Source organism: Ruegeria sp. CDSC052 (genome assembly GCF_059610685.1).
Genome location: NZ_JBXWOB010000015.1, coordinates 49,813 through 72,396 on the forward strand (window position 1 = coordinate 49,813; position 22,584 = coordinate 72,396).

Sequence of the window (22,584 nt, forward strand, 5' to 3'; positions counted from 1 at the left end):
CTGCCGGAACCGACGGCGGTTGTCAGGTCAGGAACTCCATAGCTTTGGCAAAGACGTCCGGGTCCGCATTGCCACCCGATGCGACAATGATAACGGCGTCTCCTTGAATTTCGGACCTGCGAAACAACGCTGCGGCCAGGGAAACCGCACCGCCCGGTTCCAGCACGATCTTCAGGCGCAGAAAGGCCAAAGCCATGGCGCGCATCGCCTCTTCTTCGGTCACAGACAGGCCGGGACCGCACAGCCGTTGCAGGATCGGAAAGGTGATGTCGCCGGGTTGCGGGGTCAGAATGGCGTCGCAGATATTGCCAGATGTGGCCGCGTTGTTCTGTATTCGTCCCAGCGCCAACGAGCGTTTGACGTCGTCAAACCCTTCGGGCTCGCAGGGGCGGGCGCGCAGACCGGGTGCGTGCCCCTCGAGCGCAAGCGCAATACCCGAGGTCAGCCCCCCGCCGCCGCAACAGACCAGCACATCAGCCTGTTCGACGCCCAGCACAGCCGCCTGGCGCGCGATTTCCAGCCCGGTTGTGCCTTGTCCGGCTATCACCAGCGGTTCATCATAGGGGCGGATCAGGGTCAGGCCACGCTTGGCCGCCACGGCCTCCCCGATTTCTTCGCGGCTTTCATTGGAGCGGTCATACAGAACCACCTCGGCCCCCAGAGCGCGCGTGTTGTCGATTTTGAGCTTTGGGGCATCCGAGGGCATGATGATAACAGCCGAAATACCATGCTGTGCGGCGGCATAAGCCACGCCCTGAGCATGATTGCCCGAGGAATAGGCGATCACACCTTTCTTTCGGTCTGCTTCACTGAGGCCCGAAATGGCCGACCACGCCCCGCGAAACTTGAAACTGCCGGTGTGCTGCAGGCATTCCGGTTTTACCAACACGCGGCGACCCGCGATTTCATCCAAAAACGGAGAGGTCAGGATTGGTGTTTCTCTGACGTGCCCTTGCAGACGCAGGGCTGCGGCTTCGATCATTTCAAGTGTGCTCATGCCGCGTCCAGTACTTTGCGAATAACGCCCAATGATTGAGGTTCGTCCAGAAACGGCACGTGTCCGCGATCGGGCACGGTAGCCGAGATCAACCCCGGGTGCCGGTTCTGCATCTCGGCCAATGTCTGCGCGCTCAGAAGATCGGAATTTTCACCGCGAATGACACCCGTTGGGATGTCTTGCAGGGCCTCGAAGAAAATCCACATATCCGGGATTGCCCCGGCTGCGGCCTGTTCCAGCAGCGCTGTGCGCAGGGCCGGGTCATAGCGCAGGGTCAAACCTTCTGTCGTTTCCTGATTTTGAAATTCAGCCATCTGCCGCCATCTTTTCAGTGAAATCCCTGGAAACTGCGGGCCCATCATGTGCTGAAGCGCCTGCGCGGCCTCGTCATAGGTTTTCGAGACCGGTTGCTTGCCGACATATTCCATTATTTTGGCGATGCCCGATGGATTAAAGACCGGACCAACATCATTGAGCACAACAGCCGCCAGCCGCTTTGGGTTGGTGGTGGCCAAGGTCATCGCGATCAGGCCTCCACGTGAGGTCCCAATCACGGTCACTTGATCCAGGTCAAGATGATCCAGCAGATCGATCACGTCTTGAGATTCGCGTAACAGGCTATAGTTCCCGTGATCCGAGTCATGCTCGGATTGCCCGCGCCCGCGATAATCCATCGCGATCATCCGCCAATCGGTCATGTGCGGGGCAAGAAATGAGAAATCCCGGCTGTTTCGGGTAAGGCCAGCCAGACACAGGACCGGCCTGCCGCTGCCGGTGTCTTCGAAATAGAGGCGTTTGCCGTCGTTGGTCGAAAAAAAGGGCATCAGAGTCCTGCAAGTTCCGGAATGGATGTCAGGTCGGACAGTACATGCGTTGGCTGCCATGGCAACCGATCCATTGGTTCGTTCGCACGGTTGACCCAGGCGGTGACGAAACCATAGCCACTGGCCCCCGCCGCGTCCCAGCCATTTGAGCTGACGAACAAGACTTCGTCGCGCTCGCAGCCGAACCTCTGCGCGACCAGATCGTAAACCTTGGCATGCGGTTTGAAGACGCCGACGCTTTCGACCGACAGAACATCATCGAGAACGCCGCTTATCCCTGCGGATTGAACCGCACCATCCAGCATCGGCGGTGATCCGTTCGACAAGATCGCAGTCTGCATCCCGCCGGCCTTAAGGGTGGCCAGCATTTCGGGAACCTCGGGATAGGCCTGTAATTCCCAGTAGAGATCAAGCAGGCGCTGGCGTAGGGCAGGGTGCTGGTCCAGCCCCGTTGCCTCTAGTGCCCAATCCAGACCGTCCTGGGTGACGTCCCAGAAATCTGCATGTGCATCGGCCACCGCACGCAGCCAGGTGTATTGCAACTGTTTCAGGCGCCAGTGATTGGCCAGTTCCGGCCATTTCTGCTGCAGCGCCTCATTGCCAGGTTCCGATGCGGCTTGCCTTGCAGCGGCGGCCACATCGAACAACGTGCCGTATGCATCAAAAATGCAGGTTGTGATCGGCATCAATTCCCCTCCGTTCATTCGGTGCAGGTTTGCAAAAGTGCTAAGGGTTTACAATGTTGCTTCATTGCCTAGGTTTGACCGCTCAATTTTTTATCGGCCGGAGGCCAAAATGACAGCGATAAAACAGGGCGACACAGTTCGCATCCACTATACCGGTACGTTGCAGGACGGGAATGTCTTTGACAGTTCACAAGGGCGCGATCCGCTGGAATTCGAGGTGGGGTCCGGGCAGATCATTCCCGGATTGGACAGTGCTATGCCTGGTCTGGTGGCCGGGGACAAAAAACGTGTCGAGATCGCCTGCGTTGATGCTTATGGGCCGATCAATCCCGAAATGCGCCAGAGCATTCCACGCGAAGGTATTCCGGACGACATCCCGCTTGAACCCGGCACCCAGTTACAGATGCAAACGCCCGAAGGGCACGCATTGCCGGTAACTGTTGTCGAGGCTGATGAGGTGACCGTCACGCTGGACGCGAACCATCCTCTGGCCGGAAGGGACCTGATTTTCGAAATCGAAGTGGTTTCGGTGAATTGAGTTTCGTGATCTGGATCAGCCTGAAAACAGGCTGGTCCATGATGCAAAGATCTCGCGTACATGCGGCTGAGTGAAGAATACAAACAGCATCAGCAGCATTGTTAGGGTCATCAAGGCGACGCGGCCCCTAAACCCCAGAAAACCCGGTTTTCGGCGGGAAACCCGCTTGCTGCTGGCGATGATTTGCTCTGCTTTGTTCATGCAACTATCCCTGCCTGCGAAAGATGGTCAAATCTTGGCACTGACAGGGAAAGAAATGGTCACATATGGTCCGGTTGAGGCATTCCCAGAACGTGGAAGCCACCATCAACACGAATAACTTCGCCCGAGGTGCATGCCCCCGCATCCGAAGCCAGATAAACCGCGGTGCCGCCGACAGCCTCAAGCGTGGCATTGCTGCGCATTGGAGCGTTCTGGTCGCAGAACTTGAAGGTCTTGCGGGCCCCACCGATGGCCGCACCGGCCAGTGTTTTCATCGGACCCGGAGAGATTGCGTTCACCCGGATTCCGTCAGGTCCAAGATCGTTGGCCAGATAACGGGTCGCTGATTCCAGCGCAGCTTTGGCCACACCCATTACGTTGTAGTTGGGCACAACCCGGTTAGACCCCTGATAGGTCAGCGTCAGGATCGTACCGCCGTTTTCTTTCATCATCGGATAGGCGCGGCGGGCCACTTCGATCAGCGAATAGGCCGAAATATCCATCGAATTCTTGAAATTCGCCCGGCTGGTGTCCAGGAACCGGCCTGTGAGCTCGGATTTGTCAGAATAGGCGACGGCGTGGACAACAAAATCTATGGTGGGCCAGCGCTGGGCAAGCTCGTCAAAAGCGCGATCTAACGACTCGTCATCGGTGACGTCCGCATCGACCATGAAATCGCTGCCAAGGCTCTGCGCCAGCGGTTCCAGCCGCTTTCCGAATGCCTCGCCCTGATAGGTGAATGCCAATTCAGCGCCCGCTTCGTGCATGGCCTTTGCGATGCCCCATGCGATCGAACGGTCATTCGCCACGCCCATAACGAGGCCGCGTTTGCCTTTCATTAGATCTGACATTCCATTCACCCGTTATACTTTGAAAGAACCATGGACCCGTTCGTCCCACCAAAGCCGAAGCTGTTGGTCATGACGCTGTCCAAACCTGCATTTTCAACTAGCTGAGTTGCAATTTCTCCGGGCTGGATGCCCTCGGCAAGCGTGTCGACGTTGATCGACGGCGTTATAAAATCATGTTCCAGCATCAAAAGGCAGAAAATAGCCTCCAGCGCGCCAGCCGCACCTTGTGCGTGACCTGTCATCGACTTGGTCGAGGAAATCGGCGGCACGCTTCCCTCGCCAAAAATACGGCGCACAGCTTCGACTTCGCCGACATCTCCGACCGGGGTCGAGGTGCCATGGGCATTGATGTAGTCGACCTTGCGGCCTTCGGGCAGGGTGTCCAGCGCCAGACGCATGGCGCGTTCGCCACCTTCGCCAGAGGGGGCTACCATGTCGTGACCGTCGGAGGTTGCTGCAAAACCCGTCACTTCAGCATAGATTTTGGCGCCGCGTGCCAATGCGTGTTCCAGATCTTCCAGCACGACAATACCGCCTCCGCCGGATATCACGAACCCGTCGCGGTCTTGGTCGAATGCACGAGAAGCTTTTTCGGGCGTATCGTTGTATTTCGACGACATGGCACCCATTGCATCGAACAGACAGGACAAGGTCCAGTCCAGCTCTTCCCCGCCGCCCGCGAACATTATATCTTGTTTGCCCATCATGATCTGCTCTGCGGCATTGCCGATGCAATGCAACGAGGTCGAACAGGCCGAAGTGATCGAGTAATTGATGCCCTTGATCTTGAAGGCGGTCGCAAGGTTGGCCGAAATGGTTGAGCACATGCATTTAGGAACTGCAAACGGGCCGATCCGCTTGGTCGCGCCGTTTTTCAGAACGGTCTGATGCGCAGTCAGCATGGCGCTGGTCGACGGTCCGCCCGATCCGGCGACAAGGCCGGTACGTGGGTTGGCAACCTGGTCTTCGGTCAATCCTGAATCGGCAATCGCCTGGCTCATCGCGATATGCGCATAGGCCGCTCCGGGACCCATAAAGCGCAGGGTGCGCTTGTCCACATGTTCGCTAACGTCGATTTTGAGCGACCCGGCGATCTGGCTGCGAAAGCCATGTTCGACCATCTGGTCATTGGCCACGATGCCGGACTTGCCGGCCTTGAGTGAGGTCAGAACCTCTTCGGCATTGTTCCCGATGGAAGAGACAACTCCCAAGCCGGTGACAACTACTCGACGCATGTGCGTGCTCCTTATTTGGGGCCGGTCAGGCTCAGGCTTCGGACAGAACTACTTTCATGTCCTTGACATCGTAAATCATCTCACCGTCGGCTTCGACGATACCATCTGCGACACCCATAGTCAGGCGGCGGGTCTGGATCGCTTTCTTGAAGTCGATTTTATAGGTCAGCATCTTGCGGTCCGGGCGTACCATACCTGTCAGCTTGACCTCGCCCACTCCAACGGCCATGCCGCGCCCTTGCCAGCCGCGCCAGCCCAGGTTGAATCCGGTCAGCTGCCACAAACCGTCCAGGCCCAAGCAGCCGGGCATGATCGGGTTGCCGGGGAAATGGCAATCAAAGAACCAAAGGTCGGGCGTAATGTCGAATTCAGCGAGAATATGACCTTTGCCATGGGCGCCACCATCGGCCGAAATCTCGGTGATCCGATCCATCATCAACATCGGCGGGGCGGGCAACTGTGCGTTCCCGGGGCCGAATAGTTCGCCGCGGGCGCATTTCAGCAGATCGTCCTTGTCAAAGCTGCTTGGGAATTGGGCCATTCTGCGCCTCTCCTGCCAGGGGTCTTTCCATCTAATTTGGTCTCGTCTAGCACCCGTATGCAAGGTCCTGCAAGAGCAGTGGCCTACATCATGTTGTGTTTACATTATTCTCTGCGAATGAAATTCATTTGAAATTACCTGACTACAGCACTTATATATACCTCAGCAACAAATTGGTATTGGACTGATGACAGCAGATTGCCAGAGCATAGCCACAGGTTGGTTGGTTCACGCCGGATTGCGTCCGACGCGTCAGCGCGTAGCATTGGCAGAGCTGCTGGTCGGTGATGGCCGCCATCGCCACGTCACCGCCGAAAGCCTGTTTGAATCGGCCAAACAGAACGGAGATGCTGTTTCTCTGGCGACGGTTTACAACACGTTGCGCGCCTTTTGCGATGCCGGGGTTCTGCAAGAAATTACCGTTGACGGATCGAAAAGCTATTTCGACACCAACACGCATGATCATCCGCATTTCTATTGGGAAGATGAGGGCCGGCTCAGCGATGCTCCGTCCGAACAGCTGGTCATCCAGCGACTGCCCGACGCGCCTGAAGGGGTTGAGATCGCGTCAGTCGACGTTGTGATCCGTCTGCGTAAAAAGTAAATTTACGTCATCAGTCCGGTCAGGATGTGCTGTGCCTTTTCGCTATGCGGATCCATAGGGCCTGTTCCATGCCGTGCCACAACAACGGGTTCTGCTGCGATTTCATCTGACACAGGTATGCTGACCAACGGCATCCCGTCATAGCTGGTCTTGGCAGGAATGTTGGCATAGCTGATGGCAACGCCTTCGCCATGCGCCGCGAGGCTGCGTTGGATCTCGGGCGACGCGGCCCGATGTGCGACATTGGGGTTCTGCCCAAGTTGACGGAAGAGACTCAGGAAATGCTGCGCAGATAGTCCCTCGTTCGACAGGATCAGGGGGTAGGCCACGACATCCTGCAATGATACCTGCGCCCGATTGGCCAAGGGGTGGCCTTTTGTCATAACCGCGATTGGTCGATTGGTGAACAAGGTGGTGGTGGAAAAAGCCGCATCCAGTGTCAGACCATAAGTCAAGGCAAGGTCGATCTCACCATTGACGAGGCCGGAAATTAGGCCCTGAAATTCGTCTACGCGATACGTGATATCAACTTCGGGCATGTTCTGTCGCAGGCTATGCAGAGCCTTTGCCAGCAGGAAAGGCGCGAGGTCGTCGAAACAGCCCAGACGCAGGCGCGTGGTTGCGGTCCTGTCTGTACCAGAATTTTCCAAACGTGCGGCACGTGTTAGCAGGGCCTCGGCGTTTTCAATAAAGCTGCGTCCCTGCGGTGTCAGCGCCATGGCCGCTCCGCGCTTTCGGATAAACAGCGGATAGCCCAACTGGTCTTCGACCCGGGTCAACGCATTCGACAGGGCTGGTTGCGAAACGTTTAGATGCAACGCTGCAGCAGACAGGCTGCCATGCCGTCCGATGGCGCAGACATATTCATATTGGCGTAGGGTAACGTATAACATAAAGTTAACTATACATTTCAAATATATTATTTGAATAGATGAAAATTTCATGAGCAAATTCAGGTTAAATTCGAACGGAGGCGCAGATGGCACACCCCCTGGTTACGCAAGAGATGATTGACACATACCAACAGGACGGCGTGGTTCTGATCAAAGATTTGTTCGCCGACTACGTGGATACGCTGCGTGACGGCATCGCGGCCAATATGGCTGAACCCGGACCATATGCGTCGGACAACCAAAAACAGGGCGAAACCGGTCTGTTCTTTGATGATTACTGCAACTGGTCGCGTATCGAACAGTTCCAGAACGTGATCCACAATTCACCGGCAGCCGAGGTCGCAGCGGATCTGATGCAGTCGCAAACCGTACAAATGTTCCATGACCATGTTCTGGTGAAAGAACCAGGCACGTCGATGGCAACGCCGTGGCACCAGGATGGGCCATACTATTTCGTCGAGGGCAGTCAGACGATCAGTTTCTGGTCGCCATTGGACCCGGTGACACAGGCCACCCTTCGTTGTGTGGCAGGTTCACATAGATGGGAGAAAGAGGTTCTGCCCACGCGTTGGGTCTCGGAAGAAGGGTTTTTCGCGGATGAAGGCCAGTACATCCCCATTCCCGACCCCGATGCCGAAGGTATGAGGGTGGTTGAATTCGAAATGGAACCCGGTGACGCGGTTGCCTTCAACTACCGTACGCTGCATGGCGCGCGTGGAAACCAGTCTGACAGCCGCCGCCGTGCTTTTTCCTTGCGGTTGGTTGGGGAGGATGCGCGATATGTGGAACGTCCGGGGCGCACTTCGCCTCCGTTTCCGGGCCACGACATGCAGCCCGGGCAGCGTTTGCGGGAAGATTGGTTCCCGGTTCTGCTGCGACGCTGAGCTGCCTAGAACCACTGCCCCGATTCGATGAGCCCCAGTTCCAACAGCTGCTGGGATGACCACTGGAACCGAGCCGAGTTGCGCCAGCGGAAACTGGGGATGTCGAAGGTCGACCCCGCGTTGCTTTTAAGCGCTTTGGCTGCGCGGAAGGAGCAGATCGCAGCCGTCAGATTGTGGTGCCAGGGGCAGGAATAGGTGTTGTACTCGGGCTCATTGAACGTGTGGTCGGGCAGTAACAACAGATCATCTCGCGATTTGAACAACCCGATTCTGTCGATGCGGCGGCGTTCATAGGGGATGTGATCTTCGAACCGCCAGCGCAAACCGCCGGATATGTCCAGCTGTCTTTCCAGCGGGTGTCCTTCAGCATTGTGTCGGGCATGTGCGTAATACCCGGTGCGGTCCAGCATGGACTGATCCGGGGCAACCCCGTTTGGAAAGGCGCCAAGGTCATCGGCATAGAGGTCGATCACATGGGTCAACATGGCGTTGCGGCGTTCTTCGGTGTGAAAAGCCAGCAACTCTCCGATCGTGCGCGTTTCACAGAAAGGAAAGAACAGGTATTCGGCATTATAGCAGTAGTACATCCAAAGATCCGGGGCGGCCCGGATGACCTGATTAACCGTGTCAAAGACGACGGTTCTTGGTGCGCAGGTCAGTGTCACTCTGTGGATACGCTCGGTCAGTTCAGGATCCAGCGTAAAGGCTTCGGGCATAAACACGATCAGTGACTTGAAGCCAAGGTTCAGATGGTGCCGGATGGTGCCGTCGATCTCGACATCGTCTTCGGCGAAGATCATCGCAACCGGACCTTTGGCCAACGCGGCCTTGCCGGATTGAATGAAAGAAGTGAGACTGTCGTACTGCATTGCCTGTCCGGCCCCGTCCAACTGGAGTTTTCGGTCAAAATCGGGTAATCGCGCTGGCATTGCAAGCGGCGTTCGTTGGGTATAGATGACGCCGATCCCGCGAACGCAAAGGCCCAACCCCATGTCAGAACCCAAAAAGCTGTACATCAAGACCTATGGTTGCCAGATGAACGTCTATGACAGCGAGCGTATGGCCGAGACCCTGGGGGGGCAGGGCTATGTCGAAACCCAGAGCCCGGATGACGCGGATATGATTCTGCTGAACACCTGTCACATCCGGGAAAAAGCAGCCGAAAAGGTCTATTCCGAGCTGGGGCGTTTCAAAGGGTTGAAAGCCGAAAAACCCGATCTCAAGATCGGGGTCGCGGGCTGCGTCGCGCAGGCCGAGGGCGAAGAAATCATGCGCCGTCAGCCCCTGGTCGATCTGGTGGTTGGCCCGCAAAGCTATCACCGTCTGCCTGAGATGGAAGCCAAGACGCGCGAAGGCGCCAAGGCACTGGACACGGATTTCCCCGAAGAGGACAAGTTCGAAAAGCTCAAGAATCGTCCCAAAGCCAAACGTGGCCCCACCGCTTTTCTGACCGTTCAGGAAGGCTGCGATAAATTCTGTGCCTTTTGTGTCGTGCCCTATACCCGAGGCGCCGAAGTCAGCCGTCCGGTGGACCGTATCATCCGCGAGGCACAGGATCTGGTCGAACGTGGCGTGCGCGAGATCACTCTGCTGGGTCAGAACGTCAACGCCTATCACGGGGCTGGGCCGAACGGCGACATGACGCTGGCGGGACTGATTTGGGAGTTGAACAAGGTCGACGGGCTAGAGCGCATCCGCTTTACCACGTCGCACCCGAACGACATGGCCGACGACCTGATCGAGGCGCACGGCACCTGCGAAAAACTGATGCCCTATCTTCATTTACCGGTCCAGTCGGGTTCGGATCGCATTCTGAAGCGGATGAACCGCAGTCACACAGCCGAAAGCTATTTGCGTCTGATTGAGCGTATCCGCGCTGCGCGTCCGGATATTGTCATGTCTGGTGATTTCATCGTTGGGTTCCCTGAAGAAACCGACGAAGATTTTCAGGCCACCATGGATTTGGTCGAGCAAGTCAAATACGGCTATGCCTATTCGTTCAAGTATTCGACGCGCCCGGGAACGCCCGCAGCCGAGCGGTCTCAGGTTGATCCTGGGGTGGCGGATGACCGCCTACAGCGGCTGCAGGGATTGATCACGCGTCATCAACGCGAAATTCAGGATGCCATGGTTGGACGCAAAGTCCGCGTTCTGTTCGAAAAAACCGGCCGGTTGCCGGGACAGATGGTGGGAAAATCTGAATATCTTCATTCGGTTCACGTCTCTGATGCGGATGTGGAAATCGGCGCGTTGCGGGACGTTTTGATCATCGGATCAGGTGCGAATTCTCTGGCGGGGCAGTTGCTCTGACCCGTCCTTTATCTGTGATGCGGATACCATCGCTGGTATTTGTTTCCAAGATTTACCCTTGATTTATCACTTGGAATTATGTTCCGAGAAAAGTCAGGTTTTTTCGGGGCCTAGGCTAACGCCTCCTGAAACGGCATATCAGTGCTGATCCTGGTGTCGGATCGGGATGACGGAGGGTGCGAGTGAAAAATTTGAGATTTAGTGCAGGGTCTAATATCAGGGTTGCCCTTCCCGCAATGGCCGCGTTGTTTCTGGTACTCAATTCCGCTGCCGCAGGGAATCTGGATCCGGATTTATCTGAACCGCCGGTAATATCGTCAGCACGTTATGGCAGCGATGTTAGCGCCTTCTATCTGGGCTTGACAGCCGGCTATTCGACCAGCGGCTCGGACCGCTTTGGCCTGACGACGCCTACAGATACGTTTGCTGTCGGCGAATTGGACCTCACCGGCAGTTACGGTGGTATTCGGGGCGGTTGGCGCGGTCTCCTGCCCGCAAAAGGCGGGCGTGACTACGTCTATGGGGTCGAGTTGGGCTATGATTTCGGATCTCTGGACGATGAAGTGTCGACGCAGATCGGAACCTCGGTCGTCAATGGCGGTTCAGAGATTTCGGATGTCATCTCAATTCGCTTTCGGAACGGTCTGACAAACCCAAGTGGCAGAGTGTTATACTTTATTTCCGTTGGTTACGTGCATGGCGATATAACCACGACCAGTTCGATTACATCCGGGGCAACAACCCAGTCCTTTCAGGATAAAGACAGTCGAAAAGGGTTCTCGGCCAGCATTGGCGCCGAGCACAAACTGAATGAGAACTGGTCGATCACTGGGGAATATGAATACGTCCGGTTCGATTCTGAAACCGTCGAATTTGACAACGGGTTTACGACCAAATCGACGCCCCGTTACCGTGGTTTGCGGTTTGGCCTGAACTATCAGTTCTAGGTTTGCCTGTATGGAACGTTCGCGGTGCCTCCAACTTGATCGGCGGTTTTACCATTCTGTACGGAAAATTTGAATCTCTGGCTTGCGCCCACCAAGAAATGTTGTCTACGCTTGGGGTGAAACGCCCAGACAGGAGAGCGGATTGGCCATTGGTGCCCTGAACCCACCGCAAAATGAAACGCCCCAGCGGGAAGCGTTTGTTGAATTTCCAGACAATCGGTTATTGATAGATCTTTGCGGCGAATATGACCGCAACCTGACCGAAATCGAACAGAAGCTGACCGTGCAGATCGTGCGCCGTGGCAACCAACTGGTTGTCATGGGTGACGACGAATCCCAAAAACAGGCGATCGAAGTTCTGCAAGCGCTGTATACCCGCCTGGAAGGTGGTCGTGACGTAGAAGCAGCGGATGTAGACCGCGAACTTCGCATGGGCGGGTCGGAGACAGGAACCGGCAGCCGGGATGGCGATCAGCTTGAGATGTTCAAGGGTGGTTCGGTTGAGATCAAAACCCGCAAAAAGCTGGTCGAGCCGCGTACTGACGCCCAAAAGGTCTATGTTCAGTCCTTGTTCAACAATGAGCTGGCCTTTGGCATAGGTCCGGCGGGCACAGGTAAGACCTATCTGGCCGTGGCCGTTGGCGTATCGATGTTTATCGGCGGGCATGTCGACCGCATCATCCTCAGTCGTCCCGCCGTCGAAGCGGGCGAAAAGCTGGGATATCTACCTGGCGACATGAAGGACAAGGTCGATCCCTATATGCAGCCGCTCTATGATGCGCTGAATGATTTTTTGCCCGGGAAACAACTGGCCAAGCTGATCGAGGAAAAGCGCATCGAGATTGCACCTCTGGCGTTCATGCGTGGCCGTACGCTCGCGAACGCCTTCGTTGTGCTGGATGAGGCGCAGAACGCCACGACCATGCAGATGAAAATGTTCCTGACCCGTTTGGGCGAAGGCAGCCGCATGGTCATAACAGGCGACCGGTCACAGGTTGACCTGCCGCGCGGAGTTCAGTCGGGATTGGCGGATGCAGAACGGCTGTTGAGCACGATACCAAATATCAGCTTCAACTATTTCACCTCCAAGGATGTTGTCCGGCACCCACTTGTCGCCGCGATCATCGAAGCGTATGAGGCCGATACGGGCCGTGAAACGGGTTGATCTTCTGGGTCCCGGTATCGGGATTTTGGACATGGTGGCATGAACCTGGAACTATCGGTTGAAGACCCGCGCTGGGACGGGCTCGAATTTTTGGCAGAGCGCGCCACAAGGGCGGTTTTGGATCATTGCGATCTTGATGCGGACCAGTGTGAGGTTAGCCTGCTGGGATGCGACGATGCACGGATCGCCCAGTTGAACACGGAATTCCGCGAAAAGGCGTCACCGACCAATGTGCTTAGCTGGCCAGCCGAAGATTTGGCTGCGGATTCCGCCGGGCAGACTCCGATACTCCCTGAACCCGATTTCTCAGGGGAAATTGCTCTGGGCGATATCGCGATTTCTTATGATACTTGTGCTCGCGAGGCGGCGGAGGCAGGGAAAAACATGGATGATCATGTCACACATCTGATCGTTCACGGCCTGTTGCATTTGCTGGGTTATGATCACATTCGTGATCTCGACGCCACGCTGATGGAGGGTGTTGAGGTGGAGATACTTGGCAAACTGGGTATTGATGACCCATATAATGCTTAGAGCGAGCCTTTCGGCTTATCATTTGGAATGGGAAAATGGGCGAAACAGACGGCAGTTCTATGGCGGCGCAGGGCGCGCAACCGAAGGACGGCAACGAAAATGTCACTGAGAGACCAGGACTTTTCTCTCGAATAGTGGATGCGTTCTCAACGCAGAGTGAAGACTCGGCTTCTGAGGTCAATGGGCAAGAGGTCGATCCGGCTCAACCTCGCGGCATGATTAACCTGCGCCGGATGCGGGTCGAGGACGTGGCGATTCCTACGGTCGAGATCGTGTCAGTACCGTCGACGATATCTAAAGATGAGCTGGCCCAGGTTTTCCGGGATAGCGGTCTGTCCAGGATACCTGTATATGAAGGAACGCTGGATACGCCTTTGGGCTTTATCCACCTGAAAGATTTCGCTTTGACGCACGGGTTCAACGGCGGCTCGACTGAGTTTGATCTGGTGTCGATGTTGCGGACATTGCTGTTCGTGCCGCCATCGATGCCGATCGGTGTGCTGATGACCAAAATGCAAACCGAGCGCCGCCACATGGCATTGGTGATCGACGAATATGGTGGTGTCGACGGGTTGCTGACGATCGAAGACCTGATCGAACAGGTTGTTGGTGAGATCGCGGACGAACATGACGCGGATGAAAGCCAACTTTGGGTTCAGGAAAAACCTGGATGTTATGTGGTGCAGGCGCGGATACCCCTTGAAGATTTCGAAGCCGAGATCGGGCGATCCCTAACCAGCCACGAGGATGTCGATGAGGAAGAGATCGACACGCTTGGCGGGTTGGTCTTCATGTTGTCCGGACGGGTTCCAGCACGAGGAGAGGTTGTTCTGCATCCGGAAGGGCCTGAATTTGAGGTGATTGATGCGGATCCGCGGCGCATCAAACGGCTGCGTGTCATGCTGCCGGATATCGTTGCATGAACCTGATACGGGCTTGGCCCATTTGGCTTAGATTTGTCCTTTCTGGTTTGTTGGGAGGGCTGGCTGCATTTGGTCTGGCTCCCTTTGGGTATTGGGTGGCTTCTGTATTGGCGTTGGTGTTGGTCGCACCGATATTTCAGAGCACCGAGACACGTGCGCGTGCGGCGTGGATCGGTTGGGCGTTTGGGACCGGGTATTTCGCCCATGCACTCAGCTGGATTGTCGAGCCGTTTCTGGTGGACGCCGATCGTCACGCTTGGATGGCTCCGTTTGCTTTGGTCTTCATGGCTGGTGGTTTGGCGCTGTTCTGGGCGCTGGCATTCTGGGTTGCTCGCAGGCCCGGCGCGCGCGGGGTTTCACAGGCGTTGTTTCTCGCCTTGGCAATCTCGTTGGCGGAATGTGCCCGGGGTTATGTTCTGACCGGGTTCCCCTGGGCCGGGCTGGCGCAGGTCTGGGTCGAGACCCCTATTGCGCAGCTACTGTCACTTTTTGGGCCTTACGGGCTTGGGGCGCTGACCTTGGTGGCGACTCTGCCACTAGGGGCGGCTTTGGCGCTGCGTTCCAGAGTATTCGTGCCCTTGGGCATCAGTGTGGCATCGGTCGCATTGGCTTTGGGCTATGCAGGGACGCGGCCCGCTGTGGTCGAAACGGGACATATCGTTCGCTTGGTTCAGCCCAATGCGTTGCAACATCAGAAATGGGATCCAGAGTTTGCACCTCTTTTCTTCGCACGTCAGATCGAGTTTACTGCCGCCGAACCGCAGCCAGACCTGATCGTTTGGCCTGAAACCTCGGTTCCCGCCTGGCTGGGCAGCGCGCAGCCGTATCTGGATGCCATCGCCGAGGCGGCGCAAGGCACGCCGGTTGTTCTGGGAATTCAACGAGGCGACGGGCCGCGTATCTACAACTCGATGATCTACCTTGATGTGGATGGGGCTCAGCAGGGGCTGTACGACAAACATCATCTGGCGCCTTTTGGCGAATATGTTCCGTTTGGCGACGTGATGGCGCGGTTCGGGATCTATGGCATGGCTGCAACCACCGGACATGGGTTCAGCGCCGGGTCGGGGGCGGCGCTGCTGGATGCAGGCCCATTGGGTAAAGCGCTGCCGTTGATCTGCTACGAAGCTGTGTTCACCCAGGATGTCCTATCCGCGCCGGGGCGCGCTGATTTCCTTCTGCAAATCACCAATGATGCGTGGTTCGGAACGCGCTCAGGACCGTATCAGCACCTGGCTCAGGCACAGATGCGCGCCATCGAGCAGGGGCTGCCCATGATGCGTTCGGCCAATACCGGCGTCTCCGCCATGATTGACCCGCTGGGCCGGATCACCGAGGCCCTGCCGCTTGGGCAGGCGGGCTATATTGATGCCGGACTTCCGGCGCCTCATTCTCCGACGGCTTATTCCCGAATGGGGGATAATACTGTCTTTGCCGTGTTATTGGTGCTGTTTAGCCTGTTTTGGTACGGGCTGCGGCGGCGAAACCTATGATTTCGCATTGACCCTCAGTTTCGGGGGGCTTATCCCCTCTTGTGCCCATCACAACGGCTTCCTGGCGTGACGGGGTAATCTTAATGGAGCACTTGTATGTCCCGACAGAACTATACCTTTACTTCGGAATCCGTTTCCGAAGGGCATCCGGATAAGGTTTGTGACCGTATTTCCGATGCTGTACTTGACGCATTTCTGAACGAAGAACCCGAGGCACGCGTTGCGTGCGAGACCTTTGCGACAACGGATCGCGTGGTGATCGGCGGCGAAGTGGGGCTGTCTGATCAGGACAAGCTGCATGACTATATGGGCCGCATCGACGAGATCGCCCGCGCCTGTATCAAGGATATCGGCTATGAGCAGGATAAGTTCCACCACGAGACGGTAGAAGTTACGAACCTGCTGCATGAGCAATCTGCACATATTGCGCAGGGCGTAGATGCGTCGGGTGACAAGGACGAAGGTGCTGGTGATCAGGGCATCATGTTCGGCTATGCCACCACCGAGACACCCGCGCTTATGCCTGCGCCGATCCAGTATTCCCATGCAATCCTGCGCCGTCTGGCCGAGGTGCGCAAGAACGGGACCGAGCCTGCGCTGGGCCCGGATGCGAAATCGCAGCTGTCAGTGATCTACCAGGATGGCAAGCCGGTTGGCGTCAGCTCGATCGTTCTGTCGACCCAGCATCTGGATGAGACGCTGAGCTCGGCCGATATTCGTGCCATTGTTGAGCCGTATATCACCGAAACTCTGCCCGAGGGTTGGCTGACCGATCAGACCGATTGGCACGTCAACCCAACCGGCAAGTTCGTCATTGGCGGTCCGGACGGAGATGCGGGTCTGACCGGTCGTAAGATCATCGTGGACACTTATGGTGGTGCAGCGCCTCATGGTGGCGGAGCGTTTTCGGGTAAAGACCCGACCAAGGTGGACCGTTCGGCGGCTTATGCCGCGCGCTATCTGGCCAAGAATGTCGTAGCCGCGGGAATGGCCGAGCGTTGCACGATCCAGCTGAGCTATGCCATTGGCGTTTCCCGGCCTCTGTCGATCTATGCGGACACGCATGGCACGGGGCAGATCGCGGATGATCGGATTGAAAAAGCCGTCGGCCAGGTGATGGACCTGACCCCACGCGGCATCCGTCAGCATCTGGAGCTGAACAAGCCGATCTATCAGCGCACAGCAGCCTATGGCCATTTTGGCCGCCAGCCGGAAGCGGATGGAGGTTTCAGCTGGGAGCGCACAGATCTAGCAGACGCGTTGAAAGCGGCGGTTTGATCTGACTGTTATCAATAGGTGCGCCCTTGCGGGCGCGCCTATTTCTTGGGAATTGTATGAGAGGCGGCGGCTATTCTGCTCTGCCGCCGCCCCTTGCCTCTGAGCCGTCCCCGCAGTATGGGCACCGCCATGAGCACCCAGACCCCCCAACGCCCCCGCAGAAACTTTTATGGCCGGTTCAAAGGCAAGACCCTGAAGCAAAGCCAAAAGACGTATCTGAGCGAAGACCTCGATGCGCTGTCTCCGGGTGCTGTGGACTGGGAGAGCAATCCTGAACGCAATCCGCTGGATCTGAAGGAACTGTTCGGTGGCAAGGATGTCTGGCTTGAGATCGGCTTTGGCGGCGGCGAGCATCTGGTGCATCAGGCGGCCAGCAATCCGGATATCGGCATCATTGGGGCTGAACCCTATATCAACGGTGTTGCCATGTTGTTGGGCAAGATTCGCAAGGCTGGGGTCGAGAATCTGGCGGTGCATCCCGGCGATGCGCGCGATCTTTTTGATGTCTTGCCCGAAGCCAGCATATCACGCGCCTTTCTTCTGTACCCCGATCCCTGGCCCAAAACCCGGCATCACCGCCGTCGGTTCGTGACCCCAGAGCATCTGGAGCCGTTGGCGCGGTCGTTGAAACCGGGCGCGATCTTTCGCGTTGCAACAGATATTCCCGACTATGTCCGCCAAACGTTGGAAGAGGTGCCGGGCGCTGGTTTCGAATGGTTGGCGGAACGCCCCACCGATTGGCGCGAGCCCTGGGAAGACTGGATTTCCACGCGCTATGAGCAGAAGGCCCTGCGCGAAGGGCGGACACCGCATTACCTGACCTTCCGCCGCAACGACTGATTGCGGCTGGACCAAGCGGCCCCAATTCGCTAATCGGCTTGGGAACTGATAGCGAAAACAGGAGCCCCCATGTCCGGACACGGCACGCCCATCCCGATGACCTCGCACCCTTGCGGTCCGCTGACCGGAACGGCCGAGGTGCCTGGTGACAAGTCGATCTCGCACCGATCGCTGATCCTGGGCGCGATGGCCGTGGGTGAAACCCGGATCACCGGTCTGTTGGAGGGTGAGGACGTTCTGGACACCGCAAAGGCGATGCGTGCATTTGGGGCTGAGGTGACGGATCACGGAGGCGGCGAATGGTCGGTCCATGGTGTGGGCGTCGGCGGTTTTGCCGAACCTGATCAGGTCATCGACTGTGGCAACTCGGGCACCGGCGTTCGGTTGATCATGGGCGCGATGGCGACCTGTCCGATTTCGGCGACATTCACTGGCGATGCCAGCCTGAACAAGCGCCCTATGGCGCGGGTGACCGATCCTTTGGCGCTGTTTGGCACGCAATCGGTGGGCCGCTCCGGTGGGCGCCTGCCGATGACGATTGTGGGCGCGGCAGAGCCTGTTCCGGTACGGTACGTGGTTCCCGTTCCCTCCGCGCAGGTGAAATCTGCCGTTTTGCTGGCGGGGCTGAATGCTCCGGGCAAAACCGTGGTGATTGAGGCCGAAGCGACCCGCGACCATTCCGAGCGGATGCTGGCAGGCTTTGGGGCCGAAATCACGGTCGAGGATACCGATGAGGGGCGCGTTATCACCCTGACCGGGCGACCCGAGTTGAAACCGCAGGTCATCGCGGTCCCCCGCGATCCCTCGAGCGCGGCCTTCCCGGTCTGTGCGGCGCTGATCACGCCCGGGTCTGACGTTCTGGTTCCGGGCATCGGTCTGAACCCGACCCGCGCGGGTCTGTTTACCACTCTGCGTGAGATGGGTGCTGATCTGACTTATGAGAATGAACGTGAAGAGGGCGGCGAACCGGTTGCGGATCTGCGCGCGCGTTATTCGCCCGATATGAAGGGAATCTCGGTTCCTCCGGAACGGGCGGCGTCGATGATTGACGAATACCCTGTTCTGTCTGTGGTCGCGGCAAATGCCACTGGCACCACGATGATGGGCGGCGTGAAAGAGCTGCGCGTCAAGGAAAGCGACCGTATTGATGCGATGGCCCGCGGCCTGCGCGTTAATGGCGTCACCGTCGATGAGGGCGATGATTGGTGGTCTGTGGATGGTTTGGGAATTGGCAATGTTCCCGGCGGCGGCACCTGTGAGAGCTTTCTGGATCACCGGATCGCGATGTCCTTTATGGTTATGGGTATGGGGGCGAAAAATCCGGTCGGAGTCGACGATGGCGGCCCGATCGCAACGTCTTTCCCGATCTTCGAACCGTTGATGGCTGGCCTTGGTGCGCGGCTGCAGCGAAACAACCGGTAAATGCGATGGCAGTTGCCAGTTTCACCATAGCAATCGATGGCCCGGCAGCAGCGGGGAAGGGCACGATTTCCAATGCCGTTGCCGCCCATTTCGGGTTTGCGCATCTCGATACCGGCCTGCTTTACCGTGCGGTTGGCCGCAGAACGCTGGAAGGTGCCGACCCGGTTAGTGCCGCGCAAACGCTGACTGCCGAGGACCTGGATCAGGGTGATCTGCGCACGGCTGAAATCGCGCAAGCGGCCTCGAAAGTTGCAGTTATCCCCGAGGTGCGGGCTGCATTGGTCGATTTTCAGCGCGCCTTTGCGCGCCGCGCGGGCGGTGCAGTGTTGGACGGTCGTGACATCGGAACCGTTATTTGCCCGCGGGCCGAGGTTAAACTGTTTGTCACCGCCAGCGCCGAAGTGCGCGCTGAGAGACGGTTTCTGGAACTGGACGCCAAGGGCCATGAGGTTACACGCTCACAGGTGTTGGCCGATGTGCGTGAGCGGGACGCTCGGGATGCCGAACGCAGCACGGCACCTATGAAGCCAGCTGAGGATGCGGTCATACTGGATACCTCGGACCTGAGCATTGACGCAGCTCTCGCCCGCGCGATTGAGGTCATCGAACCAGTTCTGCCCTAGGGCCGTTTGCCAGAGCAAACACAACTTTGTTCACTAAGCTTTGTTTGGCCAGCGCCCGAGGCGTCGATTACCTTTGTATCGACATCTGCCGGAGGTAATCGATGTTCCGCCTGATTTTGATTTTTACCTTTCTCGCCAGTGCGCTTTCAGCGCAAGAGGCAGAACCGCCAATGACCTACGAGCGTTTGGGCAAGATATTGTTTGCGCTTGACCCCGAGACAGAGCCTCTTGGGCCAGGCTTTCAGCTTACCATCGCGGAGGTTCCCGTTCTGGTGATTACCGACGTCAATGCGGACCGGATGCGGGCCATGGTGTCGATCCAAAGTGTCGAAGATCTGAGTGCTCAGGACATGCAACGGATGATGCAGGCGAATTTCGACAGTACCCTGGATGCGCGATATGCGATTGCCAATGGCACCTTGTGGGCTGCGTTCATCCACCCCTTGTCGCGGCTAGAAAGGGATCAGTTGATCTCGGGGCTGGCCCAGACGGTGAACATCGCCAACACCTACGGCACCTTGTATTCCAGCGGAGTTGCGGAATTTGGCGGCGGCGATAGCAATGATCTTCAGCGCGCTCTGATCGAAGAGCTTCTGAAAAAAGGCGAGGATATCTGACGCAGGGCCGGTACTTGCGCATTTCCTTTCTCGCAGCATCCACCATCCTAAAGAAAGTCGCGCAGTGGCGAGCGGCCTGTGTTGCCGGGTCTGATGACCCGGCATGTATGCAGGTTCGGCCGTCATAGTGCCTAGCTGGATGCAGGAAAGCTGTTATAGTTTCTCTCAGGCAAAAAGGGAAAGCTGCTTTACAAGCCCCAAAATCAAAAAGGGCAGGCGGCTAAAAAACCCCAAAACCAACAGGGACAGAAAATATGAATAATCGTTTGCGCAAGATCACCATTGTGGGTGGCGGCACGGCAGGTTGGATGACCGCGATGATCCTGGAAATGGTGTTTTCACGCACGTCAGCACCCAAGGATCGCCCGCGTATCTGCCTGATCGAAAGCCCCAATATCTCGACTGTGGGCGTCGGCGAGGCCACGGTTCCACGGATGCCGGTCACGCTGCGCCAGGCCGGCATTTCAGAGCGGGATTTCTTCCGTGAGACCAACGCCTCGTTCAAGCTGGGCGTGAAGTTTTGTAATTGGAACAAGGACGCCAAGGGCAATCGCATTGATTACGTGAACCCTTTTGCGCATGGCCAGTTGTTAGAGGGGTTAGAGCCCGCAGAATACTTCCTGCGCTTTGGCAATGGCGATAGGGATTTCACGCAGTCCATCTCGCCCCATGATGATCTGGCGCGCCTGTGCAAAGGTGGGCGGCCACTGGGTCAGCCAGAGTTTGAGCAGCGGTTCGGCTATGCCTATCATCTGGATGCTGTGAAGTTTGCAGGCATGTTGACCAGGGTTTGCACCAAGCGCGGCGTTGAGCACATCCAGGACGAGGTGAAATCGGTCGAGCTGGATGAGCAGGGCAATGTCAGTCATCTGATGCTGGAAAAGAAAGGCCGCCATGACATTGAGATGGTCGTGGATTGCACCGGGTTTCGCGGCTTGATTATCAACAAGGCGCTGGGCGAGCCATTCATGGATTATTCTGACTATCTGCCCAACGACCGCGCCATGGCGTTGCAGATCGAGCACCCGGATCCAGAAAAAATTGAAAGCGTCACACGGTCCACCGCACTTGGTGCGGGGTGGACCTGGCGGGTGCCGCTCTTTAACCGTGTGGGCACGGGCTATGTCTACTCATCCGCGCATCGCACGGATGAACAGGCGGCGGATGAATACCTCGAATGGCTGGGCGATAGCGGCAAAGGTGCGACGCCGCGTGTGATCCCGATGCGTATCGGACGAGTGCGCAATGCCTGGGTCAAGAATTGTGTGGCGATCGGACTGGCCGGAGGGTTCATCGAACCGCTGGAAAGTACAGCGATCCACATGATTGATCATGCGGTGCGCTGGTTCGCCGAGCATCTGCCCACGCGGGACATCGAACCGTCGCTGCGGGCGAGATATAACAAGCAAATGGACAAGCTCTATGACGAGGTTCTGGATTTCATTTGTCTGCACTACCGCTTGGGCAACCGCACGGATGATCAATATTGGATCGACGCGCGGACCGAAATGAAGATACCGGATCGGCTGGCCGAGAACCTTGAGCTGTGGCAGCACCGCCTGCCTTTGGAACGAGATATCGAGTTTGCAACGCTTTTCGATTTCCGCGTCTATCAAACGGTTCTTTTGGGTAAGCAGGTCTATGATACGGGCTATGGTGCCGGCATCCGCGATCGCTTGCGGCCGTTGAAGAAACCGATCTGGTTCCAGTGGTGGAAAGGCGCGAAAGTGGATCTTGCGCAGATACTCAGATCAATGCCTGATCACAAAACCCTGCTGCGCGATATCCGGGGTGAGCTAGAGCGCCCAGCCTTTGGAAAGGCCGCAGCAGCGAAGCCAACAGTCGCGATGCCGGGCGCGGCCCCGGTACCTTTGGCGGTCCAGAACATGCCGAATTTCGCCGAAATCCAAAGCGGTTCAAAAGACCTGCAACTGTTTTAGGCGCTCTGTCCTTTCGGAGCTGAAGAAGAATACAAATCGACCCGACCTCAGCCATGCAAGGCTGGGGTTTGCGTGTTATTTTGTGATATGCACGGTAAAACTTGCAGCGCCTGTGCGAACCCGTTATAGAGCGCGCGTCGACAAGGCGATTTGAGCCATAAAACAATGAGACGAGCAGGGTCGGACCAACCGGCCCTCTTTGTTTTGCGGTATATGTCAGATCGTCTGACCAATCCAC

General features: G+C 57.2%; 24 protein-coding genes and 1 riboswitch. Of the genes, 15 read left to right on the plus strand and 9 right to left on the minus strand.

Translation table 11 applies throughout. From position 1 onward, the window contains the following. Nucleotides 1-22 precede the first annotated feature (22 nt). Genes AC2FIM_RS17995 through AC2FIM_RS18005 form a run of 3 tightly spaced genes read right to left on the minus strand, consistent with a single transcriptional unit; the run spans nt 23 to nt 2,507 of the window. Nucleotides 23-997, minus strand: coding sequence for a threonine ammonia-lyase (locus AC2FIM_RS17995; RefSeq protein ID WP_496708308.1), 975 nt, complete (start codon nt 995-997; stop codon nt 23-25). After that, nucleotides 994-1,821, minus strand: coding sequence for an alpha/beta fold hydrolase (locus AC2FIM_RS18000; protein ID WP_496678928.1), 828 nt, complete (start codon nt 1,819-1,821; stop codon nt 994-996). Before AC2FIM_RS18000 ends, AC2FIM_RS17995 begins: the two co-directional genes overlap by 4 nt. Next, nucleotides 1,821-2,507, minus strand: a complete 687-nt coding sequence (locus AC2FIM_RS18005; protein ID WP_496678930.1) for a haloacid dehalogenase type II — start codon at nt 2,505-2,507, stop codon at nt 1,821-1,823. Before AC2FIM_RS18005 ends, AC2FIM_RS18000 begins: the two co-directional genes overlap by 1 nt. 109 nt (nt 2,508-2,616) lie before the next feature. On the opposite strand from AC2FIM_RS18005, the gene AC2FIM_RS18010 reads away from it, so the two are divergent. Next, the gene (locus AC2FIM_RS18010; RefSeq protein WP_142639411.1) at nt 2,617-3,045 is read left to right on the plus strand and encodes an FKBP-type peptidyl-prolyl cis-trans isomerase; all 429 of its coding nucleotides are present in this window, start codon (nt 2,617-2,619) and stop codon (nt 3,043-3,045) included. Between the two features lie 15 nt (nt 3,046-3,060). On the opposite strand, the gene AC2FIM_RS18015 is transcribed toward AC2FIM_RS18010, so the two are convergent. The 4 genes from AC2FIM_RS18015 to fabA are packed head-to-tail and all read right to left on the minus strand — an operon-like array spanning nt 3,061 to nt 5,873. Beyond that, nucleotides 3,061-3,246, minus strand: a complete 186-nt coding sequence (locus AC2FIM_RS18015; RefSeq protein WP_142639413.1) for a hypothetical protein — start codon at nt 3,244-3,246, stop codon at nt 3,061-3,063. Between the two features lie 59 nt (nt 3,247-3,305). Then, nucleotides 3,306-4,097: an enoyl-ACP reductase FabI gene (locus AC2FIM_RS18020; protein ID WP_142639415.1), complete on the minus strand. Its 792-nt coding sequence runs from the start codon at nt 4,095-4,097 to the stop codon at nt 3,306-3,308. A 5-nt stretch (nt 4,098-4,102) separates the two neighbouring features. Continuing rightward, nucleotides 4,103-5,332, minus strand: a complete 1,230-nt coding sequence (fabB, locus tag AC2FIM_RS18025) for a beta-ketoacyl-ACP synthase I (protein WP_281973459.1) — start codon at nt 5,330-5,332, stop codon at nt 4,103-4,105. Nucleotides 5,333-5,363: 31 nt separating this feature from the next. Next, nucleotides 5,364-5,873 (minus strand): bifunctional 3-hydroxydecanoyl-ACP dehydratase/trans-2-decenoyl-ACP isomerase, encoded by a 510-nt coding sequence (gene fabA, locus AC2FIM_RS18030; protein WP_142639419.1) that lies wholly within the window; start codon nt 5,871-5,873, stop codon nt 5,364-5,366. A gap of 187 nt (nt 5,874-6,060) precedes the next feature. On the opposite strand from fabA, the gene irrA reads away from it, so the two are divergent. Next, a complete protein-coding gene (irrA, locus tag AC2FIM_RS18035; protein WP_142639421.1) occupies nt 6,061-6,477 on the plus strand; it encodes an iron response transcriptional regulator IrrA in 417 nt (138 codons plus the stop codon). 2 nt (nt 6,478-6,479) lie between these two features. Here irrA and AC2FIM_RS18040 read toward each other — a convergent pair whose 3' ends face one another. Further along, the gene (locus AC2FIM_RS18040) at nt 6,480-7,370 is read right to left on the minus strand and encodes a LysR family transcriptional regulator (RefSeq protein ID WP_282022274.1); all 891 of its coding nucleotides are present in this window, start codon (nt 7,368-7,370) and stop codon (nt 6,480-6,482) included. 86 nt (nt 7,371-7,456) lie between these two features. Here AC2FIM_RS18040 and AC2FIM_RS18045 point away from each other — a divergent pair, with 86 nt between their 5' ends. Next, nucleotides 7,457-8,254 (plus strand): phytanoyl-CoA dioxygenase family protein, encoded by a 798-nt coding sequence (locus AC2FIM_RS18045; protein ID WP_496678936.1) that lies wholly within the window; start codon nt 7,457-7,459, stop codon nt 8,252-8,254. Nucleotides 8,255-8,259: 5 nt separating this feature from the next. On the opposite strand, the gene AC2FIM_RS18050 is transcribed toward AC2FIM_RS18045, so the two are convergent. After that, nucleotides 8,260-9,123, minus strand: a complete 864-nt coding sequence (locus AC2FIM_RS18050; protein ID WP_496678966.1) for a glycosyltransferase family protein — start codon at nt 9,121-9,123, stop codon at nt 8,260-8,262. Between the two features lie 121 nt (nt 9,124-9,244). On the opposite strand from AC2FIM_RS18050, the gene miaB reads away from it, so the two are divergent. From miaB to AC2FIM_RS18110, 12 genes are all read left to right on the plus strand, one after another. Beyond that, complete coding sequence (miaB, locus tag AC2FIM_RS18055; protein WP_281973461.1) at nt 9,245-10,564, plus strand: tRNA (N6-isopentenyl adenosine(37)-C2)-methylthiotransferase MiaB; 1,320 nt, start codon at nt 9,245-9,247, stop codon at nt 10,562-10,564. A 236-nt stretch (nt 10,565-10,800) separates the two neighbouring features. Beyond that, a complete protein-coding gene (locus tag AC2FIM_RS18060) occupies nt 10,801-11,511 on the plus strand; it encodes an outer membrane protein (RefSeq protein ID WP_281973462.1) in 711 nt (236 codons plus the stop codon). A 142-nt stretch (nt 11,512-11,653) separates the two neighbouring features. After that, nucleotides 11,654-12,676 carry a PhoH family protein gene (locus AC2FIM_RS18065; RefSeq protein ID WP_142639428.1) on the plus strand — a complete coding sequence of 341 codons (1,023 nt, stop codon included), beginning with the start codon at nt 11,654-11,656 and terminating at the stop codon, nt 12,674-12,676. A 39-nt stretch (nt 12,677-12,715) separates the two neighbouring features. Beyond that, nucleotides 12,716-13,210 carry an rRNA maturation RNase YbeY gene (gene ybeY, locus AC2FIM_RS18070; RefSeq protein WP_142639430.1) on the plus strand — a complete coding sequence of 165 codons (495 nt, stop codon included), beginning with the start codon at nt 12,716-12,718 and terminating at the stop codon, nt 13,208-13,210. 35 nt (nt 13,211-13,245) lie between these two features. Then, nucleotides 13,246-14,133, plus strand: a complete 888-nt coding sequence (locus AC2FIM_RS18075) for a hemolysin family protein (RefSeq protein WP_496732211.1) — start codon at nt 13,246-13,248, stop codon at nt 14,131-14,133. Beyond that, the gene (gene lnt, locus AC2FIM_RS18080; protein WP_496708310.1) at nt 14,130-15,626 is read left to right on the plus strand and encodes an apolipoprotein N-acyltransferase; all 1,497 of its coding nucleotides are present in this window, start codon (nt 14,130-14,132) and stop codon (nt 15,624-15,626) included. The genes AC2FIM_RS18075 and lnt overlap by 4 nt, the downstream gene beginning before the upstream one ends. 42 nt (nt 15,627-15,668) lie before the next feature. Beyond that, nucleotides 15,669-15,717, plus strand: a riboswitch (SAM-SAH riboswitch). A gap of 5 nt (nt 15,718-15,722) precedes the next feature. Beyond that, entirely contained in the window at nt 15,723-16,904 is a 1,182-nt protein-coding gene (gene metK / locus AC2FIM_RS18085; protein WP_142639436.1) for a methionine adenosyltransferase, read from the plus strand. Between the two features lie 129 nt (nt 16,905-17,033). After that, a complete protein-coding gene (gene trmB, locus AC2FIM_RS18090; RefSeq protein WP_496678946.1) occupies nt 17,034-17,744 on the plus strand; it encodes a tRNA (guanine(46)-N(7))-methyltransferase TrmB in 711 nt (236 codons plus the stop codon). Nucleotides 17,745-17,813: 69 nt separating this feature from the next. After that, complete coding sequence (gene aroA, locus AC2FIM_RS18095) at nt 17,814-19,166, plus strand: 3-phosphoshikimate 1-carboxyvinyltransferase (protein ID WP_496678948.1); 1,353 nt, start codon at nt 17,814-17,816, stop codon at nt 19,164-19,166. Nucleotides 19,167-19,171: 5 nt separating this feature from the next. Beyond that, nucleotides 19,172-19,789, plus strand: a complete 618-nt coding sequence (locus tag AC2FIM_RS18100; protein WP_142639443.1) for a (d)CMP kinase — start codon at nt 19,172-19,174, stop codon at nt 19,787-19,789. Nucleotides 19,790-19,890: 101 nt separating this feature from the next. Continuing rightward, nucleotides 19,891-20,406, plus strand: coding sequence for a hypothetical protein (locus AC2FIM_RS18105; RefSeq protein ID WP_271951586.1), 516 nt, complete (start codon nt 19,891-19,893; stop codon nt 20,404-20,406). Nucleotides 20,407-20,660: 254 nt separating this feature from the next. Then, nucleotides 20,661-22,346 carry a tryptophan halogenase family protein gene (locus AC2FIM_RS18110; RefSeq protein WP_271951588.1) on the plus strand — a complete coding sequence of 562 codons (1,686 nt, stop codon included), beginning with the start codon at nt 20,661-20,663 and terminating at the stop codon, nt 22,344-22,346. Nucleotides 22,347-22,584: the final 238 nt, after the last annotated feature.

Excerpts from the sequence above, each read along its gene's own strand:
- AC2FIM_RS17995 (WP_496708308.1), bottom strand. The coding sequence starts at position 997 with ATGAGCACACTTGAAATGATCGAAGCCGCAGCCCTGCGTCTGCAAGGG.
- AC2FIM_RS18000 (WP_496678928.1), bottom strand. The coding sequence starts at position 1,821 with ATGCCCTTTTTTTCGACCAACGACGGCAAACGCCTCTATTTCGAAGAC.
- AC2FIM_RS18005 (WP_496678930.1), bottom strand. The coding sequence starts at position 2,507 with ATGCCGATCACAACCTGCATTTTTGATGCATACGGCACGTTGTTCGAT.
- AC2FIM_RS18010 (WP_142639411.1), top strand. The coding sequence starts at position 2,617 with ATGACAGCGATAAAACAGGGCGACACAGTTCGCATCCACTATACCGGT.
- AC2FIM_RS18015 (WP_142639413.1), bottom strand. The coding sequence starts at position 3,246 with ATGAACAAAGCAGAGCAAATCATCGCCAGCAGCAAGCGGGTTTCCCGC.
- AC2FIM_RS18020 (WP_142639415.1), bottom strand. The coding sequence starts at position 4,097 with ATGTCAGATCTAATGAAAGGCAAACGCGGCCTCGTTATGGGCGTGGCG.
- fabB (WP_281973459.1), bottom strand. The coding sequence starts at position 5,332 with ATGCGTCGAGTAGTTGTCACCGGCTTGGGAGTTGTCTCTTCCATCGGG.
- fabA (WP_142639419.1), bottom strand. The coding sequence starts at position 5,873 with ATGGCCCAATTCCCAAGCAGCTTTGACAAGGACGATCTGCTGAAATGC.
- irrA (WP_142639421.1), top strand. The coding sequence starts at position 6,061 with ATGACAGCAGATTGCCAGAGCATAGCCACAGGTTGGTTGGTTCACGCC.
- AC2FIM_RS18040 (WP_282022274.1), bottom strand. The coding sequence starts at position 7,370 with ATGTTATACGTTACCCTACGCCAATATGAATATGTCTGCGCCATCGGA.
- AC2FIM_RS18045 (WP_496678936.1), top strand. The coding sequence starts at position 7,457 with ATGGCACACCCCCTGGTTACGCAAGAGATGATTGACACATACCAACAG.
- AC2FIM_RS18050 (WP_496678966.1), bottom strand. The coding sequence starts at position 9,123 with ATGCAGTACGACAGTCTCACTTCTTTCATTCAATCCGGCAAGGCCGCG.
- miaB (WP_281973461.1), top strand. The coding sequence starts at position 9,245 with ATGTCAGAACCCAAAAAGCTGTACATCAAGACCTATGGTTGCCAGATG.
- AC2FIM_RS18060 (WP_281973462.1), top strand. The coding sequence starts at position 10,801 with ATGGCCGCGTTGTTTCTGGTACTCAATTCCGCTGCCGCAGGGAATCTG.
- ybeY (WP_142639430.1), top strand. The coding sequence starts at position 12,716 with ATGAACCTGGAACTATCGGTTGAAGACCCGCGCTGGGACGGGCTCGAA.
- AC2FIM_RS18075 (WP_496732211.1), top strand. The coding sequence starts at position 13,246 with ATGGGCGAAACAGACGGCAGTTCTATGGCGGCGCAGGGCGCGCAACCG.
- lnt (WP_496708310.1), top strand. The coding sequence starts at position 14,130 with ATGAACCTGATACGGGCTTGGCCCATTTGGCTTAGATTTGTCCTTTCT.
- metK (WP_142639436.1), top strand. The coding sequence starts at position 15,723 with ATGTCCCGACAGAACTATACCTTTACTTCGGAATCCGTTTCCGAAGGG.
- trmB (WP_496678946.1), top strand. The coding sequence starts at position 17,034 with ATGAGCACCCAGACCCCCCAACGCCCCCGCAGAAACTTTTATGGCCGG.
- aroA (WP_496678948.1), top strand. The coding sequence starts at position 17,814 with ATGTCCGGACACGGCACGCCCATCCCGATGACCTCGCACCCTTGCGGT.
- AC2FIM_RS18100 (WP_142639443.1), top strand. The coding sequence starts at position 19,172 with ATGGCAGTTGCCAGTTTCACCATAGCAATCGATGGCCCGGCAGCAGCG.
- AC2FIM_RS18105 (WP_271951586.1), top strand. The coding sequence starts at position 19,891 with ATGTTCCGCCTGATTTTGATTTTTACCTTTCTCGCCAGTGCGCTTTCA.
- AC2FIM_RS18110 (WP_271951588.1), top strand. The coding sequence starts at position 20,661 with ATGAATAATCGTTTGCGCAAGATCACCATTGTGGGTGGCGGCACGGCA.